An 18,578-nucleotide genomic window follows, 5' to 3' on the forward strand; every position below is an offset into this window, starting at 1 on the left:
ACTGGAAGGTTTTTAATAACGTTTTTTTGAAAAATATCGTGTTTTCTAATCTTTAATCAAACCACAACTGAAAGTTCTCGCGTCCCAGATGGGCGGACTCCATAACTTTCAGTTGTGGTTTGGATGTTTAAGACACTGCAAAACTTTATGTCAAAGAACTTTTCTTTTTTGTCATTCCGACCAAAGGAGGAATCACATCAGTTGCTCACGTTATGCGATTCCTCCTTCGTCGGAATGACAAACCACTACATAATTTTCCATTTTACCAGTAAATTCAACATAGTGTCTTACTATGATTTAATGCAAAAGAATCAAATTTCAACTGTTATACAATTCCTCCTTCGTCGCAATGACAAACCACTATATAATTTGCCATTTTACCAGTAAATTCAACACAGTGTCTTACTATAATTTAATGGAAAAGAACCAAATTCCAACTGTTATGCGATTCCTCCTTCTTCGGAATGACAAAATTATAGATTATTTTTAGTCATAAACCGATCGTTTAAAAATTCAAATTGAGGATTAAAGGATCGAATTAATGCTAACTTCTTATCTCTTCTCCAACCTTTTAATTCTTTTTCTCTTTCGATTGCCTTTTGAACCCAAGTGAACTTTTCGTAAAATACCAAAAACTCAATATTGTATTTAGATGCAAAAGTTTTGATTCCTTTTTCTATATTTTCCTTATGTTGAAGTAATCGCTTACCCAAATTATTAGTCATTCCTATATAATATGTGGAACGGTATTTATTGGTAATTATATAAACATAATACGTATGATAACCCTCGTTGAACTCTATCATATTGTTGTTCATAATTACAATTTTTAGATTAAATTTAATGCAAGGCTTTCGTTATGTGATTCCTCCTTCGTCGGAATGACAAAGAAGTTGGAATGACAAATTAAATTACACTTTGTGAATTTTTCCTGAAACTGAAATTTTTACTTTTATTGGATTAATTTCAATCCATTTTTTAAAACTCTGTACTGAAATTTCTTGATTTTTATTATCTAGAGAAGAAGCAATACTTGCCCTAAAATTAAATTCAAATGCCTTCTCTTTTTTCGATGTTTTTTGCACTCTATATAATTTCTCACTAATTATACTATAATCTAGATTATCCCAAATAACTTCATCATCTTTTAATCCTACTAGAAACATGTCATTTGTATGTAAGGTAGTTATGATTTCTTTTCCATCAAGAGGTAATTGATAAGTTGGAAAACCTTGACGTTTTCGCTCGACAACAGTCCAAAAAGTCACTACTTCTTCTTTTAGATTCCCTTTATCATCTTTGTAAATTAAAACATGATGATTATTTCTAGGATTTACCCATTGATTGACATTCTCTTTCAATTTTTCTGCCCTCCCGATACTTTCTTTCATTCTAACTTTCAAAATAGGAACTGGAGCTCCATTTTTATTTGGCAAGAAAATTTGAGGTTGCTTTATACCTCTTTCATCAACGATGAAAAAAGTATTTGCAGGCACTTTGTCTTTGACGAAGCCTCCCAATTCTTGAATTCTTTTTAGAATTAAATTTCTTGTACTTTCATCAACAACTTTTTCTATTTGCTTTAACGTGGTTAAACTATCTATTGCTTTACGAACATGAAAAGCTTCTTCTCCATTAAAATCTCTCTTGCCAAAAACAGTTTCTTTATGCAATTGCCCACGTGCAGCAACACCCACATTTATATGTGATTTTCCGTTTTTCTCGCATTTGTGAGAACGAACGGTTATATCATTAGCAATTCGTTTATAAGAAACAAGGATTTTTTCAACTGCTTTTTCGGCATCAAAATTAAATCCCTCCCAAGGCAACGGAAAGTTTTTAAGTTCTGGTTTTCTATTGTATCGGTTCCATCTTGATAATTCTTGTAAATAGCTTGTTTTTCCGCAAGCCATTACTAATGCATCAATAGCGTGATGACGATGGTCTGCGCGAGATTTAGAATCATCTTCAGTGTTCAATATATGATTTAATCCCCATTTTTGTCGCAAATTAGCGGTCATTTGACCTGGCGAAACATTCACTTTTTTGCAAACCAATGTTAAATAATCTTTGGCTTCCTTACTAATATATCGGGTATCGTTTAGCTGACGCGAAGAAAAATCATCATCGAATTTCACTTGAACAAAGCGTTTAAATTTTTGATAGGCTTTGGGATATTCCCTAGTATCTGAAAATAACTTTAACGCTCTTTCTTTTATACCAGACCAATTCAATTCATCACTACCGTAAAACTCAAAAGGGGTTTTATCTCCTTTTTTCCTATTCTCATCTGCATAGCACAGCGTTTTATTAGCAAAACTATCATTTAATGATTTACTCCATGGGTGAATATGTTCTATTTGTACTTCGCCTGAAAATAATTGTGTAATAGAAATTGCTTTCCCTGTATAAGGACATGTTTTTTTACATTCCTCCCACAACTTATAGAGCAAAAGATTATCATGCGTTATCCTGACACTATTTTCAAGCAAACGTTCTTTTACTCTATCATTTTCTCTTTCTAAGCGTTTCTGATCTCTACGAATTTGATTTCTTTGCGTTTTAGAAATCTTTAAATCACGAGCCATTTCAACTTTTATTTCATCTAATGAACCGTGTTCATCAATTATTTCGTTTACTAACTTTCGCAATTCGAACAAAGCCGTAATAACAATCGGGTTTCTGATTTTTTGAATATCCTTATCCGCCTCTTTCCCAATTGGTAATTTCTCTAAAAGTTCATTTTTATCAATAGTAGCGGAATGATGGTATAATTTTCGCATTTGATTATCTGAAATACCATAATCATCTCGTAAAATTCCTTTAATAATTTCGATAAATCCTCCTTTCGTTTTAGAACGAACAATTCCTTCAATATTATCGGTAATATAATTTCGTTTTTCCTCTGATAATTTTTCCCAATCGGTACCAAATGTGTTTTTTACACCACCTAAAACTACGGCTACATCATACGTAAAACCCATTTGAAGAAAAGGCAAAATATTTAAAATTGCTTTTCGACTTAAACTAGAATAACCATCTTTTACATTGAATTTTGAAATAGCGATGGCTTGGTCTTCATTAAAACCCCAATTTTTAATAGCGTATTCTTTTAAGTTTGATTTACTATCGAAGAAATACAGTACATGCCAAATATCTTCTTGTTTCTTTTCGGAAAACTCAAACCATTTGCTTCCAAAATATTTTTTATTAGATAAATTAGAAATCGTGTATGCACCGACTATTTTATCGTCATCTTTATAATTGAATTTGAACTCGGCACTTTCTTTACCAATGGCTTTTCTGATCTTTTTAAAATCAGGTTTTTCATTAGTATATAAAAACAACGCAATTTTTTCTTTTTCTTCTTGTGAAATTTTCTTTCCGTTATATTCCACAGTATTTACCCATTGCCAAACTCTAAATTGCTCAAATGGTATGGCACTCAGAGGGCATTTAGTTTTCGTAGGTTCAAAGGAACAATTTCCTACCAAATGCTTTTGAGAACGCAAAGGTCTTTGATGAAATAAAATACCGTCCTCTTTGTAACCATCTAATTTTCGACCTCCAATTAATTGTTTCAAGTCATCATTTAATTCAGAATAAAATTGTTTTTGCTTTTCCCAGATCATTTCAAATTCGTCTACATACATTTTACGCGTTGTATAGCGGTTTCTGATTCGCTCTAAGCCATCTTGGAACGGTTGGTTTTCTTTAGGATAAATCTCAAACAAATAAGAACCTAATGTTTTATCTTCAATACTTTCTAATGTTTCTGTAATTCCGATTTTACCTTCTTTGGCATTTCCTTTAAAAATAGCTCCATCGTCTGAGCCACCTTTTCTACTATTACTCAAAAAGCCTCTCCTTTGAATTAAATGATAAAAAACTCTACCTATTTCCTCTAAAGATAATTTTTCGTTTATTGCTTTATTTCGCAATTCGTAAGGATTTAAAGCAAACCAAGTAGCCAACTTATCCGAAGGAAATTGTTTTGTTTGCTTCCAATTTTCAAAATCATTTGTAGTCATTGGGCACATTTGATTCTCAGAAAGTGCTTTTAACAAAATCTTTTTTCTTAACCTTCTTCTAAAAAACTGTCTTCTCACGCCTCTTGCGCCTGTACGACTTGCATTTTTAGAAATTTCATTATCTCCATCACCTAAATTCTCGACTCCCATTGGAAATATGCGACTTCCTATTCCAAGTATTTTATTTGCGGCATCATCAATTAAAGCCCAGCCAATCGAGTTTGTTCCTAAATCTAATCCTAATATTTTTGCCATCTTTCTATATCCTTTTGCGAAAGTTTAAAAATAGTAAGAAAATAAATAGGATAATTACGGTTTCCCGTAAATCAGTATAACTTTATTTATATATATTTGTAACTGATTAAAATTTCTAATCTTTAATCTTATCACAATAAGGCTATATGCCGTAGATGAAAATCTTTAGTCCTGCTTCGGTGGGACTTTTTCATTTTATAAAACTCCAAAAGTACATTCCAGCACTATCCCATAGCCCTGATAGGAACGGCATCTCCCGATATTAATAAAACAAGGCTTTTTTCAGCCGTAGTTTTTATTTATCGGGAATACAGTGGATAGCAGGAAACAGCTCCAAAAACCACTGAGCACGAGTGTATATCAACTATAAATAAAGGAATTATTTTGTAAGTTCCTGCCGCTTTACTATCTTTCGCTACCTATAATTGAGTACAAACCTTAAACATTGACAAAATGTTAGAAGAAACGAATGATAACCTGCACGAAGCAGATGGAAATTTAGTAAGCGAATCGACGGAAGCTGTTCCAACTCAAAACGCTGTAAAAGAGGATGCTATAACTGCTGAAGAAGTTGTAAACACGGAAGCGAGTACTGCCGAAAACGTAGCAAATGCCACTACTGTTGTTGAAAACGAGAATCAAAAAGCATTGACTGCAATTGACGATTCGAATGCTGAGGAAGGCGAAGATGCTAGCCTTAGAGAACGTCATGAAATTCCGATGCTTGCCTATGAAACGCTTTCTATGGAAGCGCTAGTTGACGAATTACAAGAGCTTGTGGCTACGGATAAAGTACAATCGATTAAGGAACATGTTGAGGAGATAAAAAAGGCTTTTCTGGCAAAATTCAATCATTTTATCGAAGAGAAAAAAGAAGAATTTCATGCTGAAAACCCCGATACTACAGAGGATTTTCACTACCACTCGCCTCTTAAAATAAAATTTGATCAAACGTACTCAAAATATAGAGACAATAAGAATGCGCATTTCAAGAGTTTACAATCCAATTTGCAAACTAATCTAGAAAACAGATTAGCAATTGTAGAGGAGATGAAAGAGCTTATAAATCCTAATGAAAACATTAAAGACACCTTAAAACACTTTAATGAATTAAGAGAGCGTTGGAAAAATGCGGGTCCGATTCCAAAGGACAAGTACAACCACGTATGGAACAATTACCATTTTCATGTGGAGAATTTTTATGATTACTTGCACCTTGACCGGGAAGCAAGAGATTTGGATTTTAAACATAATTTAGAGTTAAAACAAAAGATTGTTGCTCGCGTTCAAGAATTAGTTCAAGAAACTGATATCAATAAGGCGTTTAGAGAATTGCAAGATTTACATAAAATTTGGAAGGAAGACATAGGTCCCGTTTCACGTGAACATCGTGATGCAATATGGAATCAGTTTAGTGATTTGACTAAGCAAATGCATGACAAGAGAGAACTTTTATTTGAAAAAATGAGAGGGACTGAATTGGAAAACTTAGCCAAGAAAAAAGAAATCATCAGTCAAATTGAGAACTTAGCTACTATTAAAGTTAATGCGCACTCTCAATGGCTCGGACAAATTGAAAAGGTAGAAGCCCTAAGAACGGCATTTTTTGAAGCAGGAAAAGTGCCAGCGGAGGTTAATGAAGCAACTTGGGACGCCTTTAAAACGGCGGTTAGAAACTTCAATTCTTTTAAAAACTCGTTTTATAAGGATATTAAAAAAGAGCAAAATGACAATCTAGCTAAAAAAAATGCGCTTGTTGCTAAAGCACAAGAGTTAAAAGAGAGCGATGACTTTGCTGCCACTACTCCTTTAATGAAAAAAATTCAGGAGGATTGGAAAAAAATAGGACACGTTCCTCGCAAATACTCTGATAAGGTTTGGGGCGAATTTAAAGCGGCCTGTAATGGTTATTTTGATAAGCTGAAAGAACAAAGAACTGAAGATAACGCGGAAGAAATGGAAGCTTTCGAAAAAAAGAAAGCATACCTAGAACAAATAAGAGATTTTCAACTTGTTGGAGAACATAAAGCCGATCTTGATGCTATAAAATTGCATATTGAGAACTGGAAAAACATAGGAAAGGTTCCGTTTCCTAAAAGACATATCGAAGGGAAATTCAACAAAATATTAGACGCTCTTTTTGATAAATTAAGTTTGAGTAAGAAAGATTCGGATATGATGCGTTTTGCAAATAGAATCGACAGTTTAGCTGATAATAATGATACGCGCAAATTAGAAGGCGAGAAAATATTTATCATGCGTAAAATTGAGGAAGTGCAAAACGAAATTTTTCAATTGGAAAATAATATTCAGTTTTTCACTAATACTAGAAATGCAAAAAAAGAGAATTCAATTGTTTTAGAGGTTCGTAAGAACATTGCTATTCACAAAGAAAGTTTAGAAACTTGGAAAGAAAAGCTAAAGCAATTGCGCAGTTTGAATCAAGAGTAAACGATTCAATTTAAAATAGGAAGCCTCAAACTAATTGTAGTTTGAGGCTTTTTTTGTGCCTTGAAACAAACGATCAACCTAAATAGGAACAACTGAATATGATAATTATCATTTTACATCTAGCGTAATGCTAGTACTTTTGAAGGAAGTAAAAAGATAGATCATGCAAAAATCCCTGATTCAAAAATATAACGTTCCAGGACCGCGGTACACTAGCTACCCTACAGTCCCTTACTGGAATGAAACCGAATTTGAGTATCAAAACTGGATCGATACATTAAAAAAATCATTCAACGAAAGTAATCGTGCTGATGGTATAAGCTTGTACATTCACCTTCCTTTTTGCGAAAGCATGTGTACTTTTTGCGGGTGCCATAAGCGAATTACTAAGAATCATGATGTAGAAAATCCCTACATCGAAGCTGTTTTAAAGGAATGGTCTCTTTATTGCAAAATGCTACCGGAAAAGCCCATGATTAAAGAAATCCATTTGGGCGGTGGAACACCAACATTTTTTTCGAATAAAAATCTAGAAGATTTAATAAATGGTATTTTGGCTTATGCTACAATTGCGCCAAATCACGAATTCAGTTTTGAGGGCCATCCTAATAACACAACATACAAGCATCTACAAAAATTACATGAACTAGGTTTTAGAAGAGTTAGTTTTGGTGTGCAAGATTATTCACCAATTGTCCAAAAGGCAATTCATCGCGAACAGTCTTTTCACAATGTGGCAAAAGTAAGTTTTTGGGCAAAAGAGATCGGATATACTTCCATAAGTCATGATCTTATTTTTGGACTTCCTTTTCAAACTAGTACTGATATTATTGATACCATTGAAAAAACAAAGTCGCTACAACCCGATAGGCTTGCTTTATATAGTTATGCACATGTACCCTGGATCAAAGGAAACGGGCAACGTGGTTTTAAAGATGAAGATATTCCAAAGGATAAAGAAAAAAGAGAATTGTACCAAATAGGAAAAGAGCTCTTACTAAAAAATGGGTATCACGAAATAGGAATGGACCATTTTGCTCTTGAAACTGACAGCTTATTCGAAGCTTCAAAAAGTGGCTCCTTGCATCGTAATTTTATGGGTTATAGTGCTTCAAAAACGAAACTAATGATTGGTTTGGGTGTTTCTTCCATCAGTGACAGTTGGTATAGTTTTGCTCAAAACGAGAAGAGTCTAGAGGATTATTATCAACTGTTAGAATGGGACAAACTACCTATTTACAGGGGGCATCTTTTAACCAATGAAGACTTGATTATTAGAAAACATATTTTAAACTTAATGTGTCAATTTGAAACTTCATGGGAAAATAAAAACAATTATTTTGAAGAGATTCCTGATATACTAATTCAGTTGCAAGAAATGGAAAGAGACGGCTTGGTAATCCTGAGGAAAGACAGTATACAAGTAACTGAAAATGGCAAGCCTTATGTTCGTAATATCTGTATGGCTTTTGATGTTCTTTTGAAAAGAAAAGCGCCTGAAACATCTTTATTTTCGATGACTATTTAGATTGAATAGTAAGCCGCAAATTTAGCAAACTTCCTGTGCCTATTACCTGTATGATTTTTGATGTATATTTAAAAAGAAAATAACGGTAATAGAAAACCGCAAATTCGCAAATTTAGCATAATTAAGTAGGTTTATAATTTGTGAATTTGCGGTTTTAAATTTTATCATTAGCTCAACCTTCCCTCTATTGCTTGATTAATTTACAAAACAATTGATCTTTTAATATTAGTAATTTAAAAATAATAAGCTCTATTTTAGAAACTCTGTATGGCATTTGATCTACTTTTAAAAAGAAAATAACAATAAAAGAAAACCGCAAATTCGAAAATTTAGCATACTGAAGTAGCTTTATAATTTGTGAATTTGCGGTTTTAAATTTTATCTGTAGCTCAACCTTCGCTCTATTGCTTGCTTGATTAATTTACCAAACAATTGATCTTTTAATATTAGTAATTTAAAAATAGTAAGCCTTATTTTAGAAACTCGGTATGGCATTTGATCTACTTTTAAAAAGAAAATAACTGTAAAAGAAAACCGCAAATTCGAAAATTTAGCATACTGAAGTAGCTTTATAATTTGTGAATTTGCGGTTTTAAATTTTATCTGTAGCTCAACCTTCGCTCTATTGCTTGCTTGATTAATTTACCAAACAATTGATCTTTTAATATTAGTAATTTAAAAATAGTAAGCCTTATTTTAGAAACTCGGTATGGCATTTGATCTACTTTTAAAAAGAAAATAACTGTAAAAGAAAACCGCAAATTCGAAAATTTAGCATACTTAAGTAGCTTTCTAATTTGTGAATTTGCGGTTTCTTATCTTTCTGAGATAAAAGCAAGTCCTCGATTTACTCCTTAGTCAAAATAGCGTACAGCTCATCTTTTAGAAACAATAATTTCGCTTTCAATTCGTGCGCATGCCCATCAGTCACCACCTCATTATCTGTATTAACGCGGTGTACTTCATGTTCTAATTCATGGTATTCATCAAATAATTTTCTAAAATGGGCATTGCTTAGTTTCATTTCATGAATTTTCTCAGTGTATTCTGGGAATTCGTGCAGTAGATCGTGTCTTTCCATTTTATCTAGTTTTTATTAAATTGAATAATTTTTTTTTAATGACAATTGGGATTAGCTTGTATAAACAAACTCATAGTAGAAGGTGAGACATAGGGAATGCCTAATCCTAGTCCTCTTAAAATAAATAAGCAACCAATAACGACAGCTACATACGGTATTGCTTTCTGAATTTTATTCCGAATAGGTAGTGTAATAAATGAATTAGCATAAACTACTGCGCTCATCATAGGCACTGTTCCTAATCCAAACAAAACCATATACAACACGCCTAAACTAGCACTTTGCATTGCAATGGCTCCAAACAAGGCAACATAAACCATTCCGCAGGGCAAAAAGCCATTTAATAGACCAATAGTAAATAGTGATTTATAACTTTTGTTTTTGAACTGCCTTCCAAGATTTTGTTTAATTTTTGATAGTAATCGAAAAACAGGTTTCGAGAAATTATATTTTGCAAATGATCTTTCCGGAATTATAACTATTAGAATCATTGCAACTCCAATAAAAATGGACATCTTTTGTTGTAATCCAGCCATAAAAAATCCTTTTCCCACTAAACCAAAAACCAACCCTATAGTACCATAAGCGGTCAATCTGCCCAAATGGTATGTCATGATTTGAATCGTTTTTTTGGCTTTGTTATTACGATCTACAGGAAGCATCATAGCGATAGGTCCGCACATACCAATGCAGTGCAAACTACTAATCAATCCAAATATAAAAGCAGTGTATAACATATTTTAAGTCTAAAGCTTGGAAGTCGGAAAATCGAAAGTCAACAAAATGTTTTTATCTAAATTATAACCCACTTCATTTACTAATTACCAATCGCTAATTACTAATTACTCTTCACTAATTACTAGCCACTAATTAATGTAAATAGTCTCCTTAGTTAAGTATGCTTTTCCTTCATAATGCCATTCCATATTAATATCCCAGCGACCGCCTACCAATCTTGATTTAGGTATGAGCAAAGTTGGATTAGACAATGAAATAGGAATTTCAAAATCTAAATTTTTCATAGACGGTCTATATAGGGATACTTTTCCTTTAATTGCTTCCGGTTTATAAATTACTGGGAAAACAATAGTTACGCCTTCATTAGTTTGGGATACGACAGGTTTTTGAGCAAGATCATGAGCGTTTTGTACTAGGACCATCTCATCACCAAATTTAGCGTCGTGCTTGTAATATTCTTCAACAACTAATTCGTTATCATACTTAGAATTCATTTGCACTTTAATAACGAAGTAGAGTATAAAACTCATAAAAAGCGCGATTGCAATGACAATACCACCACCCCAGTTAATTTTGAAACCTTTTCTAGCCTCCGGACTTTTAATTTGACTGCTTGTATTCTTTTCCATTGTATTTGGATTTAGTGTATTTTGGTCTTTTTTGTAGTGCTAATCAAAACTACGCGGACTTAAAAAGCTCGTTGTACTAGTTTCGATTTTTTTGTCGCCGTTATACAATTCAATATTTAATTTTGTTTTATCTTCTTCGAGTAGGTATTGGTTGATTTCGATAAATATAGTACCACTAGTCATCCCTTGTTTTACGACCTTGAAATGTTGGTTCCCAACTAGTTTTAAAGTTCCTTTAATCCCAACAAGTTTAAAATGAACATCATTAAAATCATTATCCGTTTTATTGATCACCTTGTAAGTAAAAACATTACTAATGTTCTCGCCTTTGTGCTCAAACAACTGACCAGGTAATCGAAGAATAACAGCTTCAACTTCTGTTCGTAGAAACAACAATCCTGACAAAATGCCAATTAGAATTAACAATACTGCGGAGTATCCTTTCATTCTAGCAGTGAACTTAAAAGGCTCATTTTTTTCAATTTCATCCTCAGAAGCATAACGAATTAACCCTTTAGGTAAACCCACACTGTCCATAATTGTATCACACTCATCAATACAAGCGGTGCAATTAACACATTCTAACTGTGTACCATTTCGAATATCAATACCAGTAGGACATACATTAACACATTGCTTACAATCAATACAATCCCCTTTTCCTGAACTAGCTCTATCTTCTTGTTTATTGAATTTAGCACGACCTTCTTCTTTTTCGCCACGGACAAAGTCGTAAGCTACATTTATCGACTTATTATCTAGTAAAACACCTTGTAATCTTCCGTAAGGACAAGCGATAATACACACTTGCTCTCTAAACCACACAAAAATAAAATAGAATACAGCTGTAAATAGTAACAAAGCAACTAAGGTACTTAGGTGGGTTGTTGGTCCTTCTTCAATCATTTGTAGGAGCGCATCACTACCAATAATATAGGCTAAAAACACATTGGCAATAGCAAAAGAAATAATTAGAAAGATAAACCATTTGACTCCTTTCTTTCTTATTTTTTCGGCATTCCATTCTTGTTTTGATAACCTGATTTGAGCACCACGATCTCCTTCGATCCAATATTCAATGCGTCTAAAAACCATTTCTAGAAAAATAGTCTGCGGACAAATCCACCCACAAAAAATGCGGCCAAAAATGACCGTAAACAAAATCACAAAAACAACGCCTACAATCATGAATAATACAAAAATGTAGAAATCTTGTGGCCAAAAAGGAAAACCAAAAATATTAAAACGGCGTTCAAAGATGTTAAACATCATGAACTGGTTTCCGTTAATTTTTACAAACGGATTAGCTACTAAAATAATTAATAGAAAATAACTAACCCACTTACGGTAATCATAAAATTTACCTGAAGGTTTTTTTGGAAAAACAAATTTTCTTTTACCCTCTTCATCAATGGTTCCGATGGTATCTCTAAACGCTTCGTCTGGTAATTTTGACATTTTGATTGGTATTTAATTTAAAACATATAAGTCTTGTAAGCCCTCTAAAGCGATTTACTTTTACTACTAAGAAACTTATTCAAATATTTATCACTATTTATTATTAACAAAATAGTTCAAAAAACTTACATGACTTATATGTTCAAATGAGGCTATTCTTATTTAGCAGCAGGAGTTGTAGCTGTTTCATCAACCCAAACCTCACCATCTGGCGCTTTTGGATCAACGGGATTACTACCTTTTAAGGACAAAATATAGCTGGCTACTTTTTGAATCTCTTTTGGTTTCAAGGTTCCTTTCCAAGCAATCATCCCTTTTCCGTCTCGACCTCCATTGGTAATTGTATGAAATATGTTTTTTATGCCACCACCTAAAATCCAACGATCATCGGTTAAATTGGGACCAATTTGTCCGCCTGCATCTGCTCTATGACAAGCAGCACAATTAGTAGTGAAAATAGTTTTTCCTTCTGCTAATTCAGCTGCTTCTGTGAGGACAGTAACTGTTTTCTCATCCATTAAATCTGGAGCTGTTTTCATGTATTCTGCAACGTCAATTTTGGCTTGAGCCAACTCTTTTTTCAACTCCATTTCTTGGTTGTCTGCTCCCATGATTTCGAATCGAATTAAGTAAACTGCTCCAAAAACAATACTTGCATAAAAAAGATACACCCACCAAGGTGGTAAATTATTATCTAGCTCCTTTATACCGTCATAATCATGATCCAACAAAATATCAAGTTCATTTTCGATAGGTTCGGTTCTAGTTAGTTTTTGCATCAAATTTTTAAACCATGCACTATCCTTATAACTTGCCATAGCCTCTAGTGCTGCTTTTTCTTTTTCTTCCTCACTTAGCATTTGATACAGTATGTTTTCAATAGCTTGCAGTGTAATTTCGACCGCTATCAGTAGAAATAGAAATACGAATAAGAATAAAGAAACCATAGGATACCTAATAAATGCCGGTTGTTCGCCTGAATCTATGAAATACTCCATTGCGCCAAATACGAAAAAGAAGATTACGAGTACTCTTACGTATGGTGGGATTAATTTTTTCATATTAATTGTTTTGAAATCTAGGGCGGTCGTAGCTATTTAAAAGGCAAACTACCACTAGATTTGATTATTTATTTAAATTATGTTTTGGTTTTCAACTCTAATGATTAGGTCATTACAGTTTCTCTTCAAAAGGAATATGACTCATTTCATCTATCTTTTCCTTTTTATAAGAAAGCACCCAAAAGGCCAGACCTACAAAAAAGCTAAAGAAAATTAGTAACGAAATGACCGGGTAAATTTCTACTCCCGAGATTGTTTCCATGTTGTGCTTAACTTGTTCGAACATATTTTTAGTTTTTAAGTTACTTAGGTCCTAAGACTCTAATTTTCTGAGGTATTGCAGCTACTTAGCGACTCGCCACCTTAAAGTCTTAGAACGTTTAGTAAATTACTTTTTATCTTTTACTTTAATATCAGTACCCAACCTCTGGATGTAAGCAATTAAAGCTGTAATCTCACGTTGATGCATTGGAACAAATTCTTCTCCTTTTGCTGCAGCTTTCTTCTTGCTGTCGGCATAGCTTTTCACGAAATCAGGATCAGCATTTAGATTGTCCTCAATTTTTTGAGATTGCTCTTTAATAGCAACTCTAGCATTAGCAACCTCAGCATCACTATAAGGAACCCCTAATGTTTGCATGACTCTCATTTTAGCTTCGATATCAGATATATCCAACGGCTCATTATCAAACAGCCATTTGTAGCCTGGCATTATCGATCCTGCTGATGTGCTTTGAGGATTCCACATGTGGTTAAAGTGCCAGTTATCGTTGTACTTACCTCCTACTCTTAACAAGTCAGGGCCTGTACGTTTTGATCCCCATAAAAACGGGTGATCGTAAACAAACTCTCCTGCTTTAGATTGTGGTCCATAACGTTCCACCTCTGAACGAAATGGTCGTACTGATTGCGAGTGACATCCCACGCAACCTTCTCTAATATATAAATCACGACCTTCTAATTCTAAAGGAGTGTACGGTTTTACACTTGCAATTGTAGGTATATTTGATTTTACCATAATCGTAGGTACAATTTGGATAACCCCTCCAATTAATATGGCTATTGTTGCAAGAATGGTTAATTGAATTGGTTTTCTTTCTAACCAAGGGTGGAATTTTTCACCTTTAATACGACTACTACTAATTTTTTGTAATTCAGGCGCTTCAGCTAATTCATCTTCAATAGTTTCATTAGCCATAATCGTTTTGGTAATGTTATAAACTAATACGAGCATTCCTGCAAGGTATAAAGTACCTCCTATTGCACGCATCCAATACATTGGCATAATTTGCGTTACAGTTTCAAGAAAGTTACCGTAAGTTAACGTTCCGTCTGGATTGAATTGTTTCCACATTGAAGCCTGTAAGAAACCGGCAACGTACATTGGTAACGTATATAATATGATTCCTAATGTTCCTATCCAAAAATGGAAATTGGCCAATTTAGTAGAAAATAAAGGTCCTTTAGTCATTCTTGGAACTAGCCAATAAATCATACCAAAAGCCATAAATCCGTTCCAAGCTAAAGCTCCTACGTGTACGTGAGCAATAATCCAGTCTGTAAAATGCGCAATAGCATTTACGTTTTTAAGTGATAACATTGGTCCTTCAAAAGTGGCCATACCATAACCTGTAATCGCTACTACAAAGAATTTAAGTACTGGTTCCACACGCACTTTGTCCCACGCGCCACGTAAAGTCAACAATCCGTTAATCATACCTCCCCAAGATGGAGCAAGTAACATTATCGAGAAAGCAACTCCTAAATTTTGAGCCCAGTTAGGTAAAGCAGAATAGAGTAAGTGGTGCGGTCCTGCCCATATATAAATAAAGATCAAAGACCAAAAATGCACAATAGACAATCTATAAGAGTATACCGGGCGGTTTGCTGCTTTAGGAATAAAGTAATACATCAGTCCTAGAAATGGTGTCGTTAAGAAAAAGGCCACGGCATTATGACCGTACCACCACTGTACTAAAGCATCTTGTACACCTGCATATACAGAATAACTTTTCATTGAAAACCAAGATACGGGTATCTCCAGGTTATTGAAGATGTGCAACACTGCAACAGTTACAAAAGTGGCTAAGTAAAACCAGATTGCTACATACAAATGACGCTCTCTCCTTTTAATCATGGTTCCTATCATATTGATACCCATCACTACCCAAATAAAAGTAATTGCAATATCAATAGGCCATTCCAGTTCAGCATACTCTTTTGAGCTGCTATAGCCTAAAGGTAATGTGATTGCAGCGGCTACAATAATTAATTGCCATCCCCAAAAGTGAAGCTTACTTAAAAAATCGCTGTACATTCTCGCTTTTAACAAACGCTGCATCGAATAATACATTCCTGCAAAAAATGCGTTTCCTACAAAAGCAAAAATAACGGCATTGGTATGTAAAGGTCTTAATCTTCCGTAGCTCAACCAGGAAATACCGTCAGTCAAGTTAGGAAAAAGAAACATCGTAGCAAGCGTAAGCCCTACAAGCATTCCCACGACACCAAAAAGAATGGTGGCGTAAATGAAATTCTTTACAATTTTGTTGTCATAATAAAACTGCTGCATTTCCATAATTAAATTTGTTTTTCTTTTATTGTTTGTATTTCTGTTTTGGGTGTTTTCTTGAGTTCGTCGTCAAATAGCATTCGTACTGAAGGCGTGTAATCATCGTCGTACTGACCACTTTTTACAGCAATAATAAATGCTACAAAAAAACCAATTGCGACACAGATGCTAATTCCTATCAATAAATAAATAACACTCATACCTTAAAATTATGTTAACAAAATTAGTTTGTTACTCCCGTACTAAATATGATAATTATCATACTAACCTCTAAAACCGCTCTTTCTAGCAATTTATTTTTGTTTTAATTTCTTCGCATAATAATTACTCATTGCAGTCACAAAACTCACAATGGTAATCGTACTCAACGGCATGATAATAGCAGCTATTAATGGGTCGAGTTTTCCGGTAATAGCGAACGACAATCCTACTATGTTGTAACAAAGCGAGAGCACAAAACTCATTTTAATTGTTAGCATCGCCTTATTCGAAAGTTTTAAAAAGTAATCTAAACTTTCGAATTGCTTGGCTTCGAGAATAGCATCACAGGCTGGCGAAAAAACATTGACATTTTCAGAAATCGAGATTCCCACATTACTTTGTGCTAAAGCTCCAGCATCATTTAATCCATCGCCCACCATCATCACATTGCGACCACTATCTTGAAGTTCTTTGATGAATTCTAATTTTTGCTCAGGTTTTTGGTTAAAAATAAGTTCTGTCCCTTTAGGTAACAATTCTTCTAGAATCCCTCGCTCTCCTTCATTGTCACCTGATAAAACTTTGATTTGATAATGCGCTTTAAGGTTTTTAAACAGCAACTCTAAGCCTTCTCTATACTGATTATTAAAAATGTATTTCCCCAAGTAAATACCTTCAATTTTCACATGAACAGCTGTTTGTAAATTATTAGTTTCTGTTTTATTTTCGACAAAAATCCCTGAACCTATTTGCACCTCAACTCCTTCGATTGTCGCTAGAATCCCTTGTCCAGTAATTTCTTCAAAATGAGTAGTTTTTATTTTTGCACTCTCTGGCAAATGATCATATAACATTCGGCTCAAAGGGTGATTACTCGCTCGAAGAACATTTTTCAACAGTACAATGTTTTTATTCGAAAGTGCCTCTCCTTCATAGACTATGTTTGATTTCTTATTAGTCGTAATCGTTCCCGTTTTATCAAAAACTATCGTATCAATTGCAGCTAATTGTTCAATAACTAAGGCGTTTTTAAGATAAAACTGCTGCTTGCCTACTATTCTAAGTACATTTCCCATAGTAAACGGAGCGGTCAGCGCCAGCGCACAAGGACAAGCGACAATGAGCACGGCGGTGAAAACATTAAAAGCGGTATTAGTATCAATAAAAATCCAATAACCAAAGGCTAAAAAAGCAATAGACAACAATGCTGGAGTAAAATACCTGCTAATCGTATCAGTTATTGTTTTGTGGTTTCTCTCAAATTTTTTCTGAAAAACATCGTTGCTCCACAATTGGGTTAAATAACTCTGCGAAACTGAATGCAAGACTTCCATTTCAATGACTTTGCCCATTTGTTTTCCTCCAGCAAACACTTTATCGCCTGAGTTTTTAGTGATAGGGTCTGCTTCTCCGGTGACAAAACTATAGTCAATGGCGGTTTTATCGCTAATTAATATTCCGTCCACAGGGATAAGTTCTTGATTTCTAATTAATAATCGATCTCCTTTTTGAATATCATAAATGGGCACACTCTCTTCAGAAGCATCACTATTGATTCTAGTAATTGCTATTGGAAAATAGGATTTAAAGTCTCTTTCGAAACTTAAAAAACTATACGTTTTAATTTGGAACATTTTCCCTAGAAGCATGAAAAAGATCAAACCCGTTAAACTATCAAAAAAGCCTGATCCATAATCGAATAAAATATCGACCGTACTCCTAATAAACATGACAATAATCCCCAATGCAATGGGAATATCGATATTTAGCATTCGTGATTTTATGCTTTTATAAGCCGAAACATAATAATCGGAAGCAGAATAGAAAAACGCAGGGAGTGATAATGCAAAGATTAAAGCTCTAAAAAAAGGCTTAAAACTGTCTAACCAAAACTCTTTCACCTCGAAATATTCTGGGAAAGAAAGCAGCATAATATTCCCAAAACAGAAGAAGGCAACTCCTAGTTTATAAGTTAAACTTCGATCAACATTTTCTTTTCCGGTTTCATAATTTTCCAAACTAATGTAAGGTTCGTAACCAATGGAACTTAATAAATACACTATCGTTTTTAGAGAAACCGCTTCAGGATTGTAAGTAATACGAACCTTTTTTTCAGGGAAATTAACCTGCGAAGTACTTATTCCTTCTTGAAGACGTTGTAAATTTTCCAGAATCCAAATACACGAGCTACAATGAATGTGAGGAATACTAAGTGAAACCACAGCGGTTGAAGCTTCTTGAAAATCCAATAATTTGGAAATAATAGCTGCATTATCTAAAAATTCATATTTACCAGTTATGTCTAGTGGTGTACTTCCAGGGGAATTTTCGAAATCATAATAACAGGTCATATCATTGACACTAAAAATTTCGTACACTGTTTTACAACCGTTGCAACAAAATATTTTATCATCAAAAATAATTTCTTCTGATTTTATACTCTCTAATCCACAATGGAAACAGTTATGTGTGTCCATACTTTTGCTCATTTACCTAACGCAAAGAACCTAAACGATTGTTAAAAAATATATGACTTATATCATATTAAAGCTCTAAATTTGTGATACAATAAA

The 18,578-nt window shown here is 33.9% G+C and carries 13 protein-coding genes and 1 CRISPR repeat array (1 of these 14 cut by a window edge); of the genes, 2 read left to right on the plus strand and 11 right to left on the minus strand.

Annotation, left to right across the window (positions count from 1 at the left end; all coding sequences use genetic code 11):
- A CRISPR array of direct repeats spans positions 1 to 68; the repeat unit is 36 nt; unit sequence AATATCGTGTTTTCTAATCTTTAATCAAACCACAAC; it begins 2,273 nt to the left of the window's first position.
- A 405-nt stretch (positions 69 to 473) separates the two neighbouring features.
- Both ACZ2G0_RS14790 and cas9 read right to left on the minus strand, forming a co-directional pair.
- Positions 474 to 818 carry a GIY-YIG nuclease family protein gene (locus ACZ2G0_RS14790; protein ID WP_470308278.1) on the minus strand — a complete coding sequence of 115 codons (345 nt, stop codon included), beginning with the start codon at positions 816 to 818 and terminating at the stop codon, positions 474 to 476.
- Positions 819 to 911: 93 nt separating this feature from the next.
- On the minus strand, positions 912 to 4,286 hold the full coding sequence (cas9, locus tag ACZ2G0_RS14795; protein WP_470308279.1) for a type II CRISPR RNA-guided endonuclease Cas9: 3,375 nt from the start codon (positions 4,284 to 4,286) through the stop codon (positions 912 to 914).
- 453 nt (positions 4,287 to 4,739) lie between these two features.
- Between cas9 and ACZ2G0_RS14800 the strand changes: the two genes are divergently transcribed.
- Positions 4,740 to 6,737: a DUF349 domain-containing protein gene (locus ACZ2G0_RS14800; RefSeq protein WP_470308280.1), complete on the plus strand. Its 1,998-nt coding sequence runs from the start codon at positions 4,740 to 4,742 to the stop codon at positions 6,735 to 6,737.
- 163 nt (positions 6,738 to 6,900) lie between these two features.
- On the plus strand, positions 6,901 to 8,265 hold the full coding sequence (hemN, locus tag ACZ2G0_RS14805) for an oxygen-independent coproporphyrinogen III oxidase (RefSeq protein WP_470308281.1): 1,365 nt from the start codon (positions 6,901 to 6,903) through the stop codon (positions 8,263 to 8,265).
- Positions 8,266 to 9,112: 847 nt separating this feature from the next.
- On the opposite strand, the gene ACZ2G0_RS14810 is transcribed toward hemN, so the two are convergent.
- The 9 genes from ACZ2G0_RS14810 to ACZ2G0_RS14850 form a co-directional block, all read right to left on the minus strand.
- Positions 9,113 to 9,346: a YdcH family protein gene (locus tag ACZ2G0_RS14810; protein WP_470308282.1), complete on the minus strand. Its 234-nt coding sequence runs from the start codon at positions 9,344 to 9,346 to the stop codon at positions 9,113 to 9,115.
- 35 nt (positions 9,347 to 9,381) lie between these two features.
- Positions 9,382 to 10,083 carry a sulfite exporter TauE/SafE family protein gene (locus ACZ2G0_RS14815; RefSeq protein WP_470308283.1) on the minus strand — a complete coding sequence of 234 codons (702 nt, stop codon included), beginning with the start codon at positions 10,081 to 10,083 and terminating at the stop codon, positions 9,382 to 9,384.
- A gap of 129 nt (positions 10,084 to 10,212) precedes the next feature.
- On the minus strand, positions 10,213 to 10,713 hold the full coding sequence (locus ACZ2G0_RS14820; RefSeq protein WP_470308284.1) for a FixH family protein: 501 nt from the start codon (positions 10,711 to 10,713) through the stop codon (positions 10,213 to 10,215).
- A 39-nt stretch (positions 10,714 to 10,752) separates the two neighbouring features.
- Complete coding sequence (ccoG, locus tag ACZ2G0_RS14825) at positions 10,753 to 12,171, minus strand: cytochrome c oxidase accessory protein CcoG (RefSeq protein WP_470308285.1); 1,419 nt, start codon at positions 12,169 to 12,171, stop codon at positions 10,753 to 10,755.
- A gap of 158 nt (positions 12,172 to 12,329) precedes the next feature.
- The gene (locus ACZ2G0_RS14830; protein WP_470308286.1) at positions 12,330 to 13,232 is read right to left on the minus strand and encodes a cbb3-type cytochrome c oxidase N-terminal domain-containing protein; all 903 of its coding nucleotides are present in this window, start codon (positions 13,230 to 13,232) and stop codon (positions 12,330 to 12,332) included.
- 112 nt (positions 13,233 to 13,344) lie between these two features.
- Positions 13,345 to 13,518 (minus strand): CcoQ/FixQ family Cbb3-type cytochrome c oxidase assembly chaperone, encoded by a 174-nt coding sequence (locus tag ACZ2G0_RS14835; RefSeq protein ID WP_470308287.1) that lies wholly within the window; start codon positions 13,516 to 13,518, stop codon positions 13,345 to 13,347.
- Positions 13,519 to 13,620: 102 nt separating this feature from the next.
- Positions 13,621 to 15,810 carry a cytochrome-c oxidase, cbb3-type subunit I gene (gene ccoN, locus ACZ2G0_RS14840; protein WP_470308288.1) on the minus strand — a complete coding sequence of 730 codons (2,190 nt, stop codon included), beginning with the start codon at positions 15,808 to 15,810 and terminating at the stop codon, positions 13,621 to 13,623.
- A 2-nt stretch (positions 15,811 to 15,812) separates the two neighbouring features.
- Positions 15,813 to 16,004 (minus strand): cbb3-type cytochrome oxidase assembly protein CcoS, encoded by a 192-nt coding sequence (gene ccoS, locus ACZ2G0_RS14845; RefSeq protein WP_470308289.1) that lies wholly within the window; start codon positions 16,002 to 16,004, stop codon positions 15,813 to 15,815.
- Positions 16,005 to 16,097: 93 nt separating this feature from the next.
- Positions 16,098 to 18,482 (minus strand): heavy metal translocating P-type ATPase metal-binding domain-containing protein, encoded by a 2,385-nt coding sequence (locus tag ACZ2G0_RS14850; protein WP_470308290.1) that lies wholly within the window; start codon positions 18,480 to 18,482, stop codon positions 16,098 to 16,100.
- Positions 18,483 to 18,578 lie beyond the last annotated feature (96 nt).

The sequence above is a fragment of the Flavobacterium sp. KKT103 genome (assembly GCF_055640565.1).

Bases quoted from the DNA above. Each gene is read 5' to 3' on its own strand.
- ACZ2G0_RS14790 (WP_470308278.1), bottom strand. From the start codon at position 818: ATGAACAACAATATGATAGAGTTCAACGAGGGTTATCATACGTATTAT.
- cas9 (WP_470308279.1), bottom strand. From the start codon at position 4,286: ATGGCAAAAATATTAGGATTAGATTTAGGAACAAACTCGATTGGCTGG.
- ACZ2G0_RS14800 (WP_470308280.1), top strand. From the start codon at position 4,740: ATGTTAGAAGAAACGAATGATAACCTGCACGAAGCAGATGGAAATTTA.
- hemN (WP_470308281.1), top strand. From the start codon at position 6,901: ATGCAAAAATCCCTGATTCAAAAATATAACGTTCCAGGACCGCGGTAC.
- ACZ2G0_RS14810 (WP_470308282.1), bottom strand. From the start codon at position 9,346: ATGGAAAGACACGATCTACTGCACGAATTCCCAGAATACACTGAGAAA.
- ACZ2G0_RS14815 (WP_470308283.1), bottom strand. From the start codon at position 10,083: ATGTTATACACTGCTTTTATATTTGGATTGATTAGTAGTTTGCACTGC.
- ACZ2G0_RS14820 (WP_470308284.1), bottom strand. From the start codon at position 10,713: ATGGAAAAGAATACAAGCAGTCAAATTAAAAGTCCGGAGGCTAGAAAA.
- ccoG (WP_470308285.1), bottom strand. From the start codon at position 12,171: ATGTCAAAATTACCAGACGAAGCGTTTAGAGATACCATCGGAACCATT.
- ACZ2G0_RS14830 (WP_470308286.1), bottom strand. From the start codon at position 13,232: ATGAAAAAATTAATCCCACCATACGTAAGAGTACTCGTAATCTTCTTT.
- ACZ2G0_RS14835 (WP_470308287.1), bottom strand. From the start codon at position 13,518: ATGTTCGAACAAGTTAAGCACAACATGGAAACAATCTCGGGAGTAGAA.
- ccoN (WP_470308288.1), bottom strand. From the start codon at position 15,810: ATGGAAATGCAGCAGTTTTATTATGACAACAAAATTGTAAAGAATTTC.
- ccoS (WP_470308289.1), bottom strand. From the start codon at position 16,004: ATGAGTGTTATTTATTTATTGATAGGAATTAGCATCTGTGTCGCAATT.
- ACZ2G0_RS14850 (WP_470308290.1), bottom strand. From the start codon at position 18,482: ATGGACACACATAACTGTTTCCATTGTGGATTAGAGAGTATAAAATCA.